The organism is Geodermatophilus sp. SYSU D00814 (assembly GCF_054050055.1).
Genome location: NZ_JBJGYP010000007.1, coordinates 17,402 through 34,748, shown reverse-complemented (window position 1 = coordinate 34,748; position 17,347 = coordinate 17,402). Strand labels below are relative to the sequence as shown.

The 17,347-nt window shown below is 74.6% G+C and carries 15 protein-coding genes; all 15 read left to right on the top strand.

Annotation, left to right across the window (positions count from 1 at the left end):
- Positions 1-18 precede the first annotated feature (18 nt).
- The 15 genes from ACI780_RS06915 to ACI780_RS06845 all read left to right on the top strand — a co-directional run bounded on the left by ACI780_RS06915 (position 19) and on the right by ACI780_RS06845 (position 17,308).
- Positions 19-489 carry a phage tail protein gene (locus tag ACI780_RS06915; RefSeq protein ID WP_457001761.1) on the top strand — a complete coding sequence of 157 codons (471 nt, stop codon included), beginning with the start codon at positions 19-21 and terminating at the stop codon, positions 487-489.
- A gap of 35 nt (positions 490-524) precedes the next feature.
- Positions 525-1,358: a T4 family baseplate hub assembly chaperone gene (locus tag ACI780_RS06910; RefSeq protein WP_457001759.1), complete on the top strand. Its 834-nt coding sequence runs from the start codon at positions 525-527 to the stop codon at positions 1,356-1,358.
- A complete protein-coding gene (locus ACI780_RS06905) occupies positions 1,355-1,525 on the top strand; it encodes a hypothetical protein (protein ID WP_457001757.1) in 171 nt (56 codons plus the stop codon). Before ACI780_RS06910 ends, ACI780_RS06905 begins: the two co-directional genes overlap by 4 nt.
- 28 nt (positions 1,526-1,553) lie before the next feature.
- Positions 1,554-3,344 carry a hypothetical protein gene (locus ACI780_RS06900; protein WP_457001755.1) on the top strand — a complete coding sequence of 597 codons (1,791 nt, stop codon included), beginning with the start codon at positions 1,554-1,556 and terminating at the stop codon, positions 3,342-3,344.
- A gap of 1 nt (position 3,345) precedes the next feature.
- The gene (locus ACI780_RS06895) at positions 3,346-5,355 is read left to right on the top strand and encodes a hypothetical protein (RefSeq protein ID WP_457001753.1); all 2,010 of its coding nucleotides are present in this window, start codon (positions 3,346-3,348) and stop codon (positions 5,353-5,355) included.
- A complete protein-coding gene (locus ACI780_RS06890; protein ID WP_457001751.1) occupies positions 5,355-7,184 on the top strand; it encodes a hypothetical protein in 1,830 nt (609 codons plus the stop codon). The genes ACI780_RS06895 and ACI780_RS06890 overlap by 1 nt, the downstream gene beginning before the upstream one ends.
- Positions 7,185-7,192: 8 nt before the next feature.
- On the top strand, positions 7,193-7,936 hold the full coding sequence (locus ACI780_RS06885; protein WP_457001749.1) for a hypothetical protein: 744 nt from the start codon (positions 7,193-7,195) through the stop codon (positions 7,934-7,936).
- Between the two features lie 147 nt (positions 7,937-8,083).
- Positions 8,084-8,269 carry a hypothetical protein gene (locus ACI780_RS06880; protein ID WP_457001747.1) on the top strand — a complete coding sequence of 62 codons (186 nt, stop codon included), beginning with the start codon at positions 8,084-8,086 and terminating at the stop codon, positions 8,267-8,269.
- Entirely contained in the window at positions 8,269-9,429 is a 1,161-nt protein-coding gene (locus ACI780_RS06875; RefSeq protein ID WP_457001745.1) for a hypothetical protein, read from the top strand. Before ACI780_RS06880 ends, ACI780_RS06875 begins: the two co-directional genes overlap by 1 nt.
- A 12-nt stretch (positions 9,430-9,441) precedes the next feature.
- Complete coding sequence (locus ACI780_RS06870; RefSeq protein ID WP_457001743.1) at positions 9,442-10,248, top strand: phage baseplate assembly protein V; 807 nt, start codon at positions 9,442-9,444, stop codon at positions 10,246-10,248.
- Positions 10,248-10,607: a hypothetical protein gene (locus tag ACI780_RS06865; RefSeq protein ID WP_457001741.1), complete on the top strand. Its 360-nt coding sequence runs from the start codon at positions 10,248-10,250 to the stop codon at positions 10,605-10,607. Before ACI780_RS06870 ends, ACI780_RS06865 begins: the two co-directional genes overlap by 1 nt.
- Before the next feature lie 28 nt (positions 10,608-10,635).
- On the top strand, positions 10,636-11,001 hold the full coding sequence (locus tag ACI780_RS06860) for a GPW/gp25 family protein (RefSeq protein ID WP_457001739.1): 366 nt from the start codon (positions 10,636-10,638) through the stop codon (positions 10,999-11,001).
- A 36-nt stretch (positions 11,002-11,037) separates the two neighbouring features.
- Positions 11,038-12,657: a baseplate J/gp47 family protein gene (locus tag ACI780_RS06855; RefSeq protein WP_457001737.1), complete on the top strand. Its 1,620-nt coding sequence runs from the start codon at positions 11,038-11,040 to the stop codon at positions 12,655-12,657.
- Positions 12,654-16,721, top strand: coding sequence for a phage tail protein (locus tag ACI780_RS06850; protein ID WP_457001735.1), 4,068 nt, complete (start codon positions 12,654-12,656; stop codon positions 16,719-16,721). Before ACI780_RS06855 ends, ACI780_RS06850 begins: the two co-directional genes overlap by 4 nt.
- 20 nt (positions 16,722-16,741) lie before the next feature.
- Entirely contained in the window at positions 16,742-17,308 is a 567-nt protein-coding gene (locus ACI780_RS06845; RefSeq protein ID WP_457001733.1) for a hypothetical protein, read from the top strand.
- Positions 17,309-17,347 lie beyond the last annotated feature (39 nt).

Below are 17,347 nucleotides of genomic sequence, written 5' to 3'. Positions count from 1 at the left end.
CATCCCAGAGGAGCACCCATGCCCAAGGTCGGCGACTTCTACGAGAGCTACCGGGCCAACGAGTTCGTCCTCGTGGTAGACGGGACAGAGAGCCCGGGGGTCAGCAAGGTGACGGGGCTCAGCGAGGGCGAGCTCGACACGATCGAGCAGCCCGACGGCGCCACCGGGCACGTCTACAAGCTCGCGGCGGCCAAGGTGAAGTTCGAGCCCCTCACCATCGAGCGACGGGTCGACGGCAGCGCCGAGGACAAGCGCTTCCGCGACTGGTTCGGCCAGACGTTTCGTCTGAACGCAGCCACCCAGGGCGGCTCGTCGGTCCGCAAGAACGGCATGGTCGTCAAGCGGCACTTCGGGGAGGACGTGCTGCGCTTCGCCTTCTACGGGGCCTGGGTCAAGTCGTCGAAGTTCAGCGACCTGGAGGCCGGCTCCACCAACCTCCTGCTCCAGACGATCGTCCTGGAGCACGAGGGCCTGGAACGGGTCGACTGAGCCCACTCCCGAACCGATCACCCGAGGAGACCGCCATGACCATGACCATGACGCCGCTGACCGGCAGCCACCCGGACGCCGATCCGCCACCGGTGACCAGCCGGGCCGGCGTGCGCGAGATCGAGGTGACTCTTCCGGTCGGGTTCGTCGACGGCGAGGGGCGGGTGCACCGCCAGGTCACCCTGCGCAAGATGACCGGGCGGGACGAGGCGCTGCTGGCCGACCCGGCCAACCAGCGGAACGGCGGCCGGCTGGTCACCGCGCTGCTGCACAGCTGCATAACCCGCCTAGGTGACCTCCCGGCACCACGGCGCGGCGACGTGGAGTTGATGTACTCGGTGGACCGCAACTACCTGCTGATCAGGTTGCGCAGCTTCACCTTCGGCGCCGAACTGCCCGCGTCCTACACCTGCCCGGCCTGCGGCGACCGGTTCGACACCGTCGAGGACCTCGACGCCCTGCCCGTCCGGATGCTGCTCGACGGCGAGCCGCCCGAGGACGTCGTGGTCGAGCTCGACGACGGCTACGTCGACCGGGACGGCTCGGTGCACACCTCGATGACCCTCCGGCTGGCCCGCGGCGACGACGAGTCGGCGGCGGCTCCGCAGATGCGGAAGAACGCCTCCCTGGGGAAGAACGCGCTGCTGGCCCGGTGCCTGCGGACCCTCGGCGACCTGCCGCAGCACCGGCTCGAGGCCCTGGGGCCGAAGATCTTCGCGGACCTCACCATGACCGACCGACGGCTGATCGACCGGGCATTCAACGCCGGGGCGCCCGGGATCGACCTGATCCGCGAGCTCGACTGCCCAGCCTGCGGCCACGAGGTCCGGGCCAGCCTGGACATGACGCATTTTTTAGCGCCGGAGTGAGCCTGGAGCAGCTCCGGCGGGAGGTCTTCTTCCTCGGCTACCACCTGCACTGGTCCTTCGCGGAGCTGATGGACATGGAGGCCGGCGAGCGCCGGGCCTACGTCGGCCTCCTGGTGGAGCAGATCGAGCACGAGAACGCCCACCTCGAGGACGCGCGCACCCGGTGAGACCACCCGGGGAGGAGGTTCGAGCGCCATGCCGCTGGCCCTGCTGCTGCAGAACGCGGCCTGGACCCTCGCCACCGCGGCCTCGACGCTGACCCCCTGGCTCGAGATCGTGGCACGGGAGTCAGTCGTCGTCGAGCGGGCCCGTAGCGCCTTCCTGGTGCACTGGTTCGGCGAACGGGTGCCCTTCGCCGGGCTCAGCCTCCGCGCGTACGTCACCAACCTTGGGGCCCTCGACGCGCAGTTCCTGCTCGCCCAGCGCTCGGTCGTCCGGAGCACGGGCGGTCCGAACCCGACGTCGGCCGTCCTCGGCCTGGCCGGCTCGCTGGCGGGGACGCTGATCAGCCCGGTCGGCGCCCTCGTCGGTGCCCGGCTGCTCCTGCGCTTCGGCACGCTGACGGTCGGCACGGCGCTCAAGGCCCTGCTGTGGGCCCTGGCCCCGTGGCTCCTCGCCGCCGGCCTGGTGGCGGCGCCCTGCGCGGTCGCCGTCCTCCTCGGGGGCGGGCTGGTCCTGGCCGGTCTGGGTTACGGCCTGGCAGCCGTGCTCGGCGGCCGCCGGGAGCTGCAGGCCGCGTACGACCTCTTCGGAGCCCTGGGGTGCTGCCTGCACGCGGCGGCCGGCCTGCTGAACCAGCTCAGCGGTCCCCGGGCGGGGGTGCGCAACCCGTTGCTCCTGCGGCTGCTGCGGCTGCTCGACCGGAGCGCCGCGCTGTACGCGCAGGCGCTGGGCGCCGTCGCGGTCCTCCTCACGCGGATCGGACCGGTGCTCCCGTCGGTGGCCGAGACGGCGCGAGGGCTGCTCCGGCTGGTGCGGGCAGCGGTCCCCGTCCTCGAGGACGTCGTCCTCGGCCTACTGGGCCGGCTGACGGAGCTGCGGGAGGGGCCGCTGTCGCTGCGGGCCGTGGTCGACCGCGTGGCCGCCGTCGCCCGCGGGCGGTTCCGCCAGGTCCGCAGGGTGTTCAGCGACGGACTGGCGCTTCTGCGTGCGATGGGGGCGGACCTGCTAAGCAGCCTCGACGACACCTACTCGCGGCTGCAGGACCTGGCCGTCGCCTTCGTGGAGGTGCTGTTCACCGGCCACCCCACCGCACGGCTGCTGAAGGCGTTCCGGACCCAACTGTCGGTGGTCACCCAGGCCTTCGCCACGGCCCCGGAGAGCAGCAGCTCCAGCTCGGGGCCGTCCCCCCTGTCGGAGCTGCTGGACCAGCTGGACCGGGCAGTGCCCCCGTGGCCCGACTTCCCCGAGCTCCCCGAGCTCCCCGACGCCGATCGCCTGCGCCGCTCCCTGGGAACCGGCGTCCCACCCCTGAGCGGCGCGGCCATCGAGGCGGCGGCCGACCGGCTCGGTAGCAGGAGCGGTCCGGAGCCACCCATCCAGCTGGGCACGGAGGCGGCGTCGGCGGTCCGGCGGGCCGCCGAGCGGCCGAGCGTCCTCCGTCGTGAGCGGCAGGCCTTCGAGGAGCGGTTCGGCGCGGCCCCGGGCCGGGCGGTGCGGCTGAGCCGCGCCGGTCTGGATCCGGTGCGCGCGGCCTTCACCGTCGTCGTCGGCCGCGTCCTCCCACCCGCGATGCGGGCCGGGGCGACGGCGCAGCTGGCCGGGGTGCTGGCAACCCTGGACGCCGACCTCTACGCCGGGCCGCAACAGCAGCTGGACCCCGAGACGCTCCCGGTGCTCGACCTGCCCGCCGACGACCGGCTGCGCACGGAGGTCCGGACGCTCCGGCTGCGGCTGCCGGGCACGACCGTGGGCGAGGCACGCCGGTTCGAGGAGCTGCTGAGACGGCGGCTCGGCCAGGTGGCACCAGCCGCCGCGGGGGGCTGACATGCCTCTGGACCTCACGGCCGTCGCCGGCGCGTTCGCCATGCAGCTCAGGCTGGTCGCCGTCGCGCAGAAACTGATCGCCCCCGTGCTCGGCCGCCGCCTCACCGCGGCCCGCTCCGTGGACCTCGCCACGCGGGCGTTCCCCGTCGTCCGCTTCGTCGACGGCGCGGTCTCGATGACCCTGACCCCCGGCCAGCTCGGCACCCTCACCCCCGCCGGCCGCCCGCCGTCCCTCGCGGAGCAGCTGGAGGCCGGCGGCAGGGCCTTCGTCGACGGCCTCTCCGCGGCGCTGCGCCCGCTGCAGGGCGAGGACGGCGCGGCGGCGATCCCCCGCTTCCTGACCGCTCTCGACCGTAGCCTGGCGGAGGTGGAGGCATCGGTCGCCCGCTTCGACACGGCCGGCCCCCGCACGTTCGACCCCGACAGCCGGACCGCCGCCGACCTGTTCGGCCTGCTGGCCCTTACCACCCGCGCGCTCGCCGAGGCCAGCCGGGCCGGCGGTCAGGTCCAGCAGCTCACCGGCCGGGTGCGCGCCGCGATGGGCATCTTCGACGTTCCGGCGGCGGACACGCCGGCCGCCGCCCCGGAGCCGGCCGCGACACCCGCGGCGGCCCTCTCGCTGACCGACACGCTCAACACCGTGGCATTCGGCGTCCTTGGTCTCACCGTGCTCGTGGGCGGGCTGCCGGCGGTCCTCGACGTGCTCCGCCAGGGCCTGGAGATCCGGGGTCGGCAGCTGGCGCTCGACGAGCTGGGCGGGCTGGAACGGAGCGTGCTGGAGCTCCGGCGCGACGCGGTCGAGGCCGTGTCCACGGGGCTGGCCGCCCACGCCCAGGACGGCGTCGCCCTGGCCGCCGGAGCGCATGAGGTGATCGGCGCCAACGTGCACCTCACGCTGCGGGTCTGGCGCGCCCTCGGCACTGAGGTCGCCGTCCGCGTCCGCGACTTCGTGCTCCAGGTCGTCGAGTACTTCCGGGAGGTGCTCGGGGTGCTGCGGGCCGTTCCGCGCATGCTCGGCATCCTGGTCGATTTCGACCTGGCCCAGCTGCTGCGGCCGACCCTGGGCCGGGCCGCCTTCGCCCTCGGCGTCCTCCCGTCGCTGTCATTGGGCGACCTGCTCGATGCCTCGGGGCGCGGGGTGAACCGGCTCAAGCAGTTCGAGCTCAACACCTGGATCGACGCCGGGGAGTTGTTCCTGGACAGCCTGACCCGGCGGGTGCCCCTCTCCGGCTTCTCGGGCAGGGTGCGCTACGCCCGGCGGCAGTTCCCCCGGGCCCGCCGGCTGGTCCGCGAGCTGTTCACCGGCGGTGGCAGTGGCGCGGCGCTCCCCGAGTTCCCCGAGGCGGCCGCGCTGCGGTTCCGGTCGGACTTCCCCGACCTGCGGAACGTCCTGGCCGGGCCCGCCGCGGGAGGACGGCTCGTCGAGGTCCTGGACCGGCTCGAGCAGGGCCTGCACGACGGCGTCACCGGTGCGGTGACCGCGTCGGCGCGCGGCCTGAGCGAGCTGGCCTCGACAGCGGACGCGGCGGCCGCCGACGCCGTGCACCGGCGCGCGGTCGGCAGCGGCCTGCGCCGGGTGGCCCGACAGTCCGGGGTGCTGGCCGACCTGCTGTTCGCGCCGGTCGTCGCCGAGCAGCGAGGGCTGGCCGCGCGGCCCGAGGACCCCCTGGCCCTCGCCCACGAGTCCTTCCTCGCCGGCTCCGGGTTCGACCTCGTCCAGCAGGTGCTCGAGGGTTACGTCGGCGAGGTGGCCGCGCACTGGCGGGCCCAGCTCGCGCAGGGCACCGAGCTGACGACGCCGGTCACCCCGACCTCACCCCGGATCCTCCGCCGGCGGGCCGCGCTCGCGCGCGTCGCCGTCCCCCGCCTCACCCTGCGCGTCACCCCCGGCCAGGAGCTCGACGAGGAACTGGCAGCCCTCCTCGCCGGCCAGTTCGAGGACGCCGTGCGCGCGGCCCACCGTCGCGGCCGGCGCCGGCTGGCCGAGCTGGCCGAGCAGGACGGTCCGTGATGGACGACGAGCTGATCGGCCAGCTGGGCCTGCTGCTGACCCAGACCCGGTTCGCCCGCCGGGCGCTCGAGGACATCGAGCGGGCCACCTCCACCTACGGCACCTTCGCCTTCACCTCCGTCATCGCGGCGGGACCCCGCTTCGGAGCGCCGCCCCTGTTCGACGGCGCGCTCAAGGTGCACGTGGTCAACATCGGAGACCTCGCACCGGGCGGGGGGTTCGGCGACTTCCTCTCGGGCCTGCTCGGCGGGATCGGCAGCTTCCTCGGGAACCTCCCCGGCGGGCTGATCGGCGGCACGCTGAGCTCCTACCAGCTCGTGCGGTCCCTCCCGACGATCGACTCCATCACCGGGCGGGTCGAGCGGATCCTCGCCCGGATCGGCACCGGCGAGCCGACGGAGGACGAGCCGGCGGCGACCTCCACCGGACGCGGCGGCCCGGTGGGCGGCTCGGGCCTGGTCGCCCAGCTCGAGCAGATCCGCTCCGCCGTCAACGGCCTCACCGGCCTGTTCCTGGCCGCGGGGCAGGGAGCAGGAGCGGCCCCGGCGGTGCTCCCGGCGACTCCGGAGGCGGACCGCTGGCAGCGGCTGCTGGACTCGCTGCTGCCGGTGCTGGCCGCCATCGGCCGCGTCGTCGACGGGCTGGTCATCGGGCTGCCCCTGCTGGTCGGCTCGCTGGCCTCGGTCATCACGCGGCTGGCCGACATCCGCCTGGCGATCGCCGAGACGCTGCGGTTCGCGCTGCGCGTCGCGCTGCTGGTGCGCGGTGCGATCACGGTCACCGCGTTCGACACCCTCGCGCTGGTGGCCCGGATGGGCGTCACCGTGGTGCAGGTCCTGGGATCGGCGGTGGCCGGTGTCGTCTCGAGCATCTTTGTGACCGTCCGCGAGGCGGCGCTCGCCGTCCTGGAGCTCGGTGCGGTGCTCGGGGACGCGGCCAAGACGACGGTGGACCGGCTGCTCGGGTGGGTGGTGCCGACCGTCGACACGGTCCTGCGCAACCTCGGCGACCTGCGCGTCTTCCGCGTCATCACCCACGTCGTCCGCATCCTGCCGGCGATCCTGCCGCCAATCTACGAGCTGAAGACCGACAGGCCCATGGAGTCCACGGCGGTCGAGGCACTACGCGCGGCCGCCGCGCCGTTCCTCGAACCCCTGACCGCGGGCGCGGCGGCACTGCCCGCGCCGCCGTCTCTCCCCGACTTCCGCGCGGTCCTCACCGACCCCGCCATGGTCGAGCGCGCCACGATCGCTTTCAACCGCGTGGAGCAGAGCGCGATCGAGGGCCTCGAGATGACCACCGAGGCCGCGCAGCAGGGGCTGCGGTCTCTCGCCACCCGACTCGACGCCGCGGCACTGGCGGAGACCCGACTCTCCGACGCCACGCTCGGAGAGCGGATGAGGGCCGTTGCCGCCCAGTCCGAGGCCCTGGCCGGCCAGGTCGTCGTCCCCGAGGTCACGCCGTCGAGGACAGGCCTGGAGGTCATCGCCACCGCCTACGAGCACTGGCTGCAGGCGGGCGGGCTGGACAGCCTCCTCGGCAGCATCACCCGGCACTTCGCCGGGGAGACCGGCCGGGCCGGCGTGCCCCGGGCCCTCGTCGAAGGCGAGATGGACCGGCCGCGCGCGACGGTGCAGATAGACGAGGTCGTCGTCGAGATCACCCCCGCGGCACCGGCGGGCGGGGCGGCCGGCGAGGTCGCCCCGGCTCCGGTGCAGGTCCTGGAGCCGCCGCCCGTGCTGGTGCCGGACGACATGAGCCAGTACCGCCGGATGCTCTTCGACGATCGACTGCGCGGCGGCCGGTGCTGGCCGCGCGAACCCTTCTAGGAGCCCCCATGGCCCGATCCGCCGGCTACCTCGCCAACATCCTCAACGTCCCCCCGTTGATCTTCCGGTTCCAGTTCCACCCCGAGCTGCTCTTGGAGAAGAAGAGCTTCAGCTACCGGGAGACGAACAATTTCGGCAAGTGGCGGTTCGACCAGACGGCCGCGGCGACCGGGTTCGGGGACGTCTTCGGCGTCATGGACGACCTCAGGGAGATCGGCAGCCTGCTCGTCGGCACCAAGCCGCTGGAGGCCGACACGGGCAAGCCCCGGACCTTTGCGCTCGACTTCGCCCTCGACGCGCGCGCGATGCCCGACGTGCCGCAGGGCAATGAGGGCGGGGTCGAGGGGGACGAGCGGTTCGGCGGTCGCATCGAGCCGAGCCTGGCCGTGCTGCGGTCCTTCATGAACCCTTCCTGGGACCCGCTGAACGACATGCTGGCCTGGGCCACGACCCCGAAGAAGTTCTGCCCGCCGACCCGTCCACCCCTGTGCACGCTCAAGCTCGGCGACGTCGACCTCGACTGCGTGATGACGGACCTGAACATCAAGATCACGAAGTTCAAGCCGGACCTCACCCCCGAGCGGGCCGAGGTCAGCGTGACGCTCAACGAGCAGACCCACTCCTTGTCGACCGGCCTGGACGTGCTGGGCCGCGTGGTCGAGGTGTGCAAGTCCTACGGCCAACTGACCCGGCAGGACTGGGTCCAGGCCCTGCCGGCCGCGGGCCTCGTGCAGAACGTCTTCGAGCGGTAGAGGGGGCCGGCCGTGGTCGTGTCGATCTCGTCCCGGTACCGGGGGCATGCGGTCCACGCCGCCGCGGACCCTCGCGGAGCCGTGCACGCCACGGTGTCGATCCGGCGCCACGTGCCACCCCCCGCGGGAGCCGCCTACCGGCACGTGGTGAGCGGGCTCGAGGACCTCGAGTACCTGGCGTGGCGGCTGCTGGGCAGCAGCGAGTCCTGGTGGCGAATCGCCGACGCCAACCCGCTGGCGTTCCCGCTGGACCTGCGGCCCGGGGACACGCTGACCGTCGCGGTCGCCGCCGACGCCGGCACCGGGCAGGTCGACCGAGAGCGGGTGTTCTAGTGAGCAGCGCGTCCGACGAGGCAGCCATCGCCACCCTGCAGGTGAGCGCGGACGGCAGCGACTGGCGCGACGTCTCGGCACCGGTCCGGTCGGTCGACATCGAGGACCACGACCGGCTCACCGACAAGGCGACGGTGGTGCTCGACGACGACACCGGCCTGCTGGCCGACCTCTCGTTCGAGGGGCTGGTCGTGCGGCTCGCCGTGGGGTGGCAGGCCGAGCAGGCGCCCATCTTCGAGGGTGTGGTGACCAGCACGCGCGTGCTGGCCCAGCCCACCGGCCAGCGCGTGGAGCTCACCGCGCTGGACTTCACCTACCGGATGACCCTGCGCCCGTACCAGCCCGGCGAGTGGCAGCCCGGGGAGAAGCTCAGCGCCGTCCTTGGCCGGATCGTCGGCCGCCCCGAGTACCGCATCACCGCCAGGCAGATCGAGCCGGCGGACGACGTCACGATGTCGACGACGCGCCCGGTGGCGCACGCAGGGCTCAACGAGTGGGAGTTCGTGCTCGACCAGGCGCGGCGCCAGGGCTGCCTGGCCTTCCTCGAGTTCGACGGGAAGGACGCCTCGAAGTTCTACTTCGTGCCCGTCGCCCGGGTGGCCTCCGCCGAGCCGATCGGCACGCTGCGGTACTGCCGGGGCATCGGCGAGCTGATCGAGTTCCGGTACGAGCGGATCGCCACCGGGGCGCTGCCCGTCCGCGCGGCGAGCTCGATCGACCCGGCCACGGGCGAGCCGGTCGAGCAGCCGGCACCGGCGCCACGGCCCCGGGAGCCCCTGCCTCCCCCGGCGACCGGACGGCAGCGCGACGTGGACGCAGGCCGGCGCGCGGCCGTCGAGGCGCTGGCCGAGCTCTCGGCCGCGGCCACAGCGAAGATCGAGCCGCGCAGGCAGCAGGTCACCGGCCGCCCCTCGGCCGGAGCCGACGCGCTGGCCGCCCAGGTCACCAGCGACCCGACCCGGGAGCTCGGCCTCAACGGCCAGGGCGTCTCGGTCGGCACCGTCCAGCTGCGGGCCAAGTCCCGGGTGCTCATCCAGGGCGTGGCGCCCTGGGCCGAGGGCGCCTGGTACGTGACCAAGGTCAACCATGTCTACACCCGGGAGCGGGTCGGCCAAGGCACGCGGTCCAGCTACTACAGCAAGTTCACGGCCACCAGATAGGCAGGACCGGGCATGAGCAGCGACGACCTAGACCGGCACGTCGGCCGGTACTACGGCAAGTTCCGGGGCACGGTCGCGGGGAACGAGGACGACGACCACCAGGGCACCCTGCAGGTGACCGTGCCCGACGTGTTCGGCGGGGACACCGTGGTCGCCGCGGCAGCCTGCCTGCCGTACGGCCTCTTCTTCGTGCCGCCGGTCGGTACGCACATCTGGGTGGAGTTCGAGGCCGGTGACCCCGAGCGCCCCATCTGGGCCGGGGTGTGGCACCCGCTGGGCAGCGCCCCGGAGGCCGCCCGCGTCTCCCCGCCGGACCACCGGGTCATCACGACGCGGGCCGGCCACACCATCGAGATCGTCGACACCCAGGAGGAGGAGCGGGTCCTCGTCCGCCACGCGAGCAACGCGTTCATCTCGATCGACCCGTCGGGCAGCGTGCTCATCGCCAACGCCAAGGGGTCGCACCTGCACCTGGACGCGAACAACGGGACCGCGACGCTGGTCGAGCAGCACGGGAACCATCTGACGATGGGCGAGAAGGGCACCAGCGTGGTCAACCCCGACGGCACGATGGTCAACGTCTCCGGGGGAACGGTGCACGTCAGCGCCGCCTCCGTGGTTGTGGACGCGTCGGCGGTCGCTCTCGGTCACGGGGCCGCCGAGGCCACGGTGCTGGCCGGGCCGTTCAGCCAGCTGTGGAAGGCCCTGCAGCTGCACACCCACGAGGGGGCGGCCGGGCCGGTCGCCCCCTCCGTCGCCCTGTCGACCGTCGCGCCGCAACCCGGCGTCCACTTCTCCAGCGCGGTCGTGGTGGCGTGATGAGCCGCTGCTCGTTCCCCGCCCTCCCCGCGGTGGCCGTCCCGCTCCCGGCGCCCCCGGGGCTGCCCTCGGTCCCGTCCCCGCGCCCGCTGCCGGCCCTCGCCCTGCCCGAGCTCCCCGGCCTGCCGGCCCCGCCGCTGCCGGCGGTCCGGGTGCCGCTGCCGCCCGTCCCCGGCCTGCCGCCCGTCCCGTCCCCGCCCCCGCTGCCGACCCTCGCCCTGCCCGAGCTCCCCGGCCTGCCGGCCCCGCCGCTGCCGGCGGTCCGGGTGCCGCTGCCGCCCGTCCCCGGCCTGCCGTCGGTGCCCGCCGCACCGGCGCTGCCCAGCCCGCCGGGCCCACCACCGTGCCCGCTCGACTGACGCCCGACCCGTTCGACAGGAGGATCCCGTGACCGAGCCCGCGGGGACCGCGTTCCCGTTCCGGATCGACCCCCACACAGGCGGGGTGGCCTTGAGCCGGGGCGACCAGAAGGTCCGGGAGGACCTGCGCCTGCTGCTGGGGACCCGGCTGGGCGAGCGGCCCATGCTTCGGGACTTCGGGACCCGCCTGCACTCCCTGGCGCACGAGCCGGACGACGACGTGACCGCCGACCTGCTGCGACGTCAGGCGCACGAGGCCGTCGTGCGCTGGGAGCGCCGCCTGATCGTGACGCGGGCCCGGGTGTCCCGGCGGGACGGCGAGCTCCGGCTGGTCCTCGAGTACGTCCACAGCGACCGGCCGGGGATCGGCGAGCTCAGTCTCCCGCTGATCTGAACCGACCCGTCCGCACTGACCCGGAAGGACGTCGCCATGAGCAGCCCGGACGGTGGACCGGCGCCGGTTCCGCCGGCGATCGACTACACCGACAAGGACTTCCGCTCACTGCGCGCCGCCATGCTCCGCCTGGCCGAGCAACGAGTGCCGGAGTGGACCGACCGCTCCCCGGCGGACCTCGGCATGCTGCTCGTGGACCTGTTCGCCTACGTCGGCGACATCGTCCTGTACTACCAGGACCGCATCGCCAGTGAGCTGTTCCCCAGCACGGCGACGGAGCGGGAGAGCGTCGTCGACCTGCTTCGGCTCATCGGCTACGAGCTCTCCCCCGCCGCACCGGCGATGGCTGACCTGACGCTCGTCTTCCCGCCGCAGGACCGGACGGTGCAGGTGCGCCACGGGACGGCCTTCGCGGCGCCCGGGGCCGCGGGGGCCCCGGTGCCCTTCACCTACCTCGGCCCCACGCTGGACATCGCCCTGGCGTCGGACCAGGTCCGACCCGGCGTTGCACCCGACGGAACGCCGGCGGTGTGCTACGACGACCTCCCCGTCGAGCAGAGCCGCCGGGCCGGGCCGGTGGTGATCGGCTCCTCCACGGGCGAACCCAACCAGTCCTTCCGCCTACCGGACCGGACGATTGTGGTCGACTCGGTGCAGGTCGAGGTTAACGAGGGCGCCGACTGGGTGCCCTGGCACCGCCGCGACAGTTTGCTGTTCGACATCGCCCCCGACGGGCGGGCGCTGTTCTCCCACCCCGAGGCGCGGCACTACCAGCTGATCGTGGACGGCAGCGACCGCCCGCACGTCGTGTTCGGCGCCGGGCGGCGGCCGCCGGTCGGCATCGACAACGTCCGCGCGAGCTACCGGGTCTGCGCAGGGGCCGCGGGCAACGTCGCCGCCGGGGCGATCGTCACCGTCACCGGGCAGGTGCCCGCCCTGCTGGCCGTGTTCAACCTGCGGGGAGCGGGCGGGGGCAGCGACGCCGAACGGTCCGACCACGCTGCCCGGTACGCCCCGTTCGCCTTCCGCTCGACCAACCGCGCCGTCACCGCCAGCGACTACGTGGCGCTGGCCCACGGCACCGGCACCGTGGCGAAGGTCCGCGCCGGCGCCGTCGCCGCGGGCCGTGTCGACCTGTACGTCGCGCCCGCCGGCCACGAGCTGCGTCCCGTCCCCGAGGCGCTCCGGCACCGGCTCATCGGCTACTTCGAGGACAAGCGCATGGCCGGCACGCTGGTGCACGTCCTGGACGCCCAGGGCGTCACCGTCGACGTGGCGCTGTCCCTGTCGGTCGATGAGCGGTTCGTAGGTGACGCCGTGGCCAGCGGCGTCGAGACGGCCGTCCGCGAGCTGCTCTCGTTCGACCGCGTTGACTTCGGCCAGAACCTGCACCAGAGCGACCTCTATGCCGTCGCCGAGGCCGTGCCGGGTGTGCTGTCGCTGAACATCACCCGCTTCCGGCGACGCGACAGCCCCGCCGTCGACGTCGACGCCGAGCTCGCCCGCAGCGGTCTGCCGCCGCTCGCGGAGCTCCCGCCGTTCCTGCGCGCCGCCGTCTCCCTGGAGGTCCCCCCGGACGGGCGCATCCCGATCGGCGAGAACGAGATCCCGGTGCTGGGCTCCCTGGACGTGACCCTGCGGACCGGTCCGCCGTGAGGATCGAGTCGTTCTCCGCAAGCGCCGACCTCTGCGGACGCCGGGTCTGGCTGCGGTGGGCCTTCGTGGCCGACCCAGGGGAGGCGCTGCCGGTGCCTCCGCCGGTCGTCGTCCGCCGCAAAACCAGGGACTTCGAGTTTCCGGCGTCGGCCGGCGGGGTGGACCCTTCCCGGCTCTACGACAGCGCCGCCTTCCCCCCGGCGCCGCTGCCGGCGGGGATCTCCGCGACCGACCTGCCCGGTGCCGACCGGCTCGTCGGAGCCCGGCGCATCCGGGAGCACACGGTGACCCTCACCGAGGTGGTGGACGGGCAGCGCTGCGAGGTCCTGCGGGAGACGGTGCGGACGGTCTTCGCCGCGGACCGGTCCGTGGTGCGCCGCGAGGTGGAGGTGCTGGACGTCGGCGGCCCCGGGAGCCGGCTGGAGGCGGGCGTCACCTACTACTACCGCCTGGACTCCCCGGGCCCGGGCGACGGGCAGCACTTCCGGGCGACGGCCACTCCGGGAGAGGTGCACGGATACCACCGCACCCTGTACGAGCTGCTCCCCGAAGTGGTCCGCCGGCACGACACCGTCGCCCGCCGCCCCGACGCCGGGACGGGCCTGCTGCCCGAGGCCAGCACCGTCGGCGGCCAGCTCCGTCGCTTCGTCGACGTCTTCGGCTCCACCCTCGACGCCCTGCGCAGCTCCGCCGACGGCCTCCGCACCCTGCGCGACGTCCCCGAGGTCGACCAGCGGTTCCTCCCCCTGCTGGCGCAGTGGATCGGGTGGGACCTCTCCACGGACGAGGACGTCGCCCGTCAGCGCAACGAGATCCGGACCGCTCCCCGGCTCTACGGCTCCGTCGGCACGGTTCCTGGGCTGCGCAGCGTCGTGGACCACTACACCGGCTGGTCGACCCGGGTCGCGGAGTTCACCCAGAACGTCGCCCGGACCAACGTCCCTCCTCAGCGCAACCTCTTCGCGGCCGAGCGGCGCGCCGGCCGGTGGTGGGGCGTGGACGAGGCGGCCCCGCTGCTCGGCTTCGCGCCGCCGGCCGACCGCGTGGCCGGCTCCGACGGGGTCCCGGCCACGCTCACCGGAGCCGCCGTGGAGCCGTTCCCCCTGCGCCCGGGGATGACGCTCACCGTCGCCGTCGATGGGGACCTCCCGGCGACCCTCACCTTCGGGGCCGCCGACTTCGCTGACGTCGGTGCGGCGACCGCCGCGGAGGTGGCCGCGGTCGTCTCCCGGGCGGTCCCGGAACTCGAGGCAGGGGTCGCCGGGCGCGCCGTCCGGCTGCGGTCGCTCCTGCGCGGCCCGGCGTCCCGGGTCGAGGTCGTGGCCGCGCCGGCCAGCCTGCTGTCCCTCGACGGCGCGCCCACCGGCCGTCCGGCCGCGGCCGTGGACGACGCCGGCCGTGCCTGGCTGGCCTACGCCGGGACCGAGGGGGCCGGCGCGCGCCAGTCCCGACTGCACGTGAAGGCTCAGCTGGGCGGCCGGTGGTCGGACTCCCGGCTGGTCCAGGAACGCCCCCTCGCCGCGGCGGCCGACCCCGCGCTCGTCCCGCTGCCCGACGGGCGGCTGTGGCTGGCCTGGGTGGAGCATCCCGGGACGGCCGGGGCCCGCCTGCGCTGGCGCCGCGGCGCACCGCCACCCCTGTCACCCGCCCGCCTGCGCGGTGACACCTCCGGGCCCTTCCGGCTCGTGGTCGGGAGCCGCCTGACCTTGGCCCTCCCGGGCGGCAACGAGGTCTTCACCGTGCGCGCCGGCGACTACACCGACCCCCGGTCAGCCTCGGCCGAGGAGGTCGCGGCCGCGATGAACGACCAGTTCCAAGGCATCTCGGCGGCGCCCGCGGCGGATGGGTCCCTGGCCTTGCAGACGATCCAGGTCGGACCGGACGCCCGGCTGCGGGTCCTCCTCGGCTCCTCCACGGCCGCGCGGGCGCTGGGCCTCGGCGACCGGCGGCTAGCCGGTCGGGGCCGGTCAGACCAGGACGTCAGCTGGGGACCGCCCCGCGATGTGACCTCCGTCGGTCCCGGCCGGCTGGCCGGGTGCAGCGCCGTCCTCGACGCCGACGGAGCGGTGCGCCTCTTCTGGAGCACCCACTACGCCGGTCAATGGACCCTGGCCCGGAGCCGCTGGGACGGCCGCCTGCTGGTGGTCACTGGAGGGGACGTCGCCACCCTCGCCGAGGACGGCACGTGGTCGGCCCTGAGCGCGCCGGGGAGCCTGGCCGGCGCGGAGGTCCGCGAGGTGGCCGTGGACGCCGACGGCTCGACCTGGTTCGCCACCGCGGCCGGCGCCGCCGTCCGCGCCCCCGGCGGTGACGTGACCGTCCTGACCGCCGCGAGCACCGGCGGGGGCCTGCTCGCGGACGACGTCCGCGACCTGGCGCTGGCACCGGACGGCACGGCGTGGTTCGCCCTCGCGGGCGGGACGAGCGCCCGCCGCCCGGACGGCACCTGGGAGAGCGCTGCGGTGGCGAACGGCCTCGCGTCGGACGACGCCCGGGCGGTCACCGTGGGCACCGACGGGACGGTCTGGGTGGGCACGACCGGCGGCTTGTCGTGGCGGGTGCCGGGCAGTCCGTGGCGCAGCGTCCGGACGGGCGACGGTCTGCCCGACGACAACGTCCGGCAGGTCGTCCTGGCCGCGGACGATGCGGTCTGGGTGGCGACCGCCGGTGGTGCGGCGCGCGTCGCGCGGGACGGGACCATGCGGGCCGTCGACCTCTCCGCCGCCGGACCGGGTGCCGGCGAGGTCCGCGCCGTCGCCGCACAGACGGTGGCGACGGCGCGCACGGGCGACAGCAGCGGCCCGGTCTGGTGGGTCACCGGCGCGGGGCTCGTGGAGTCCGGCCCGGGCTCGGCCGTGCGGCTGCACCCGGTGCCCGGGGTCGACCCCGCCGACGTTCGCAGCATCCACCTCCCGGGGGACGGCACCCGCTGGCTCGGGACCTCCTCCGGCCTCGTGCGGCAGGACGCGGACGGGAGATGGCAGACCGTCCCCCCGGGCGCCGGTCCGGCCGGACGGCCGGTCACCCGCCTCCACGGGCCGTGGTCGGGGGTGGGGGTCTTCCCGGCCGAGGGAGCGGGCGACCGGGAGCCGCACGCCCTGAGGGTCGGTGGCTGGCTCTGGCTGGCCTGGTCCCAGCGACGCGCGCCCGGTCCGGAGGGAGGGCGGGACAGCTGGCGGATCCGGGTCCGCCGGTGCGACCTGGCGCGCGCGGACTGGTCCGGCCCGGCCGACCTGACCGTTCTCGCGGAGCGCGGCAGCCGGGACCGCGAACCGGTGCTGGTCGCCGGCCCCTCGGGGCCCCGGCGGGTCTACTTCCGCAGCGACCGGGACGGCGGGGACCGGCTGTGGGCGGTCGACGTCGACGACGCCGGCGTCCCCGGCGCTCCGGCCAGGGTGACGGCCGGCCGGGCCGTGGACAGCGACCCCGCGGTGGTCCCCGGACCGGGTGGTGTGGAGTGGCTGGTGTTCCGCAGCGACCGGAACGTGGCCCTCGGCAGGCTGGGCGGCGGGGTGCCCGGCGCGGCTCAGGAGGGCGCCAGCCGCCGGGCGCCCGAGGAGGCCGCCGTCCGGCGCTTCGCCGGTTCCACGACCTCGGTGCCGGCCGACCTGGACCGCAACCGGGGCCGCAGCCAGTTCGGCGACCTGCTCGCCTACACGCCGCAGCAGCCCGGCGGCGGTCGGCCGGCTCCGGATGAGCTCTACACCCCCGCCACCATCGGTCTCTACGTCGACCGGGGGCGGGCCGGGCGGCCCCTGGTGCAGCGCGATGCCGACCGGCTGCGCCAGCTGCTGGAGCGCTTCCGCCCGGTGGACCTGCGCGTCGTGGTCATCCTGCAGTCGGGCCAGCTGGAGGAGCTCGTGTTCCCGCCGGAACGCCAGCTGCAGGACTCCTTCACCGACCACTACCCGTTCGCCGAGCGCTTCCCGCCGGCGACCGATGCCACCGCCGTCGCGGCACCGCAGTGGCTGGTGATCCTGAGCGGGGACGGCTCGAGCGTGGTCGTCGACCCAGCCGACCCGACGACCCTGCGGCGGCGGACGTGGTGGCCCCCGCTGCGATGACATCCGAGGAGGGGTGCGAGATGAGCAGGGCCGACCTGAACGGGCGCGGTACCGGTGGTGACGAGCACCTGACCGGGCTCCGGGGGGAGTACCGGGACGTGCTGGTGCACCCGTCGGGCCGGGTGGTGCTGGACCGCGGCTGGCGGTGCAACGCGATAGCCGACACGTGCCGGCGGCTGCTGGCGAGCTTCCTGCGCGGGGCACCGTCCTCGACGGGGTTGCTGGGCCTGCAGGTCGGGGCCGGCCTGGGTCAGTGGGACATCACCGGTCCCCCGCAGGCGAGCAGCGCCCAGGCCGGGCTGGTGGACCCGCACCCGTTCACCGTCCCGGTGGCCGACCTCCGACTGGACTTCCTCGACGGCGGGACGGTGACGGACGCACCGACGAACCGGCTGCAGGTCCAGGCCGACCTGGGGCCGGACGTGCCCCCCTGGCCCGACGTCCACCACATGAGCGGGAACCTGCGCGAGTTCGGCCTCGTGGCCGAGCTCGGCGACGCCCGGGTCCTCATCAACTACGTCACCCACCCGGTAATCGCCAAGGACCCGGCGAGCACCCTGCAGCGGACCATCTGGCTCACCCTGTGACGCCCCAGCGGGCCCGGTCGGTGGCCCCCCCGACCAGCC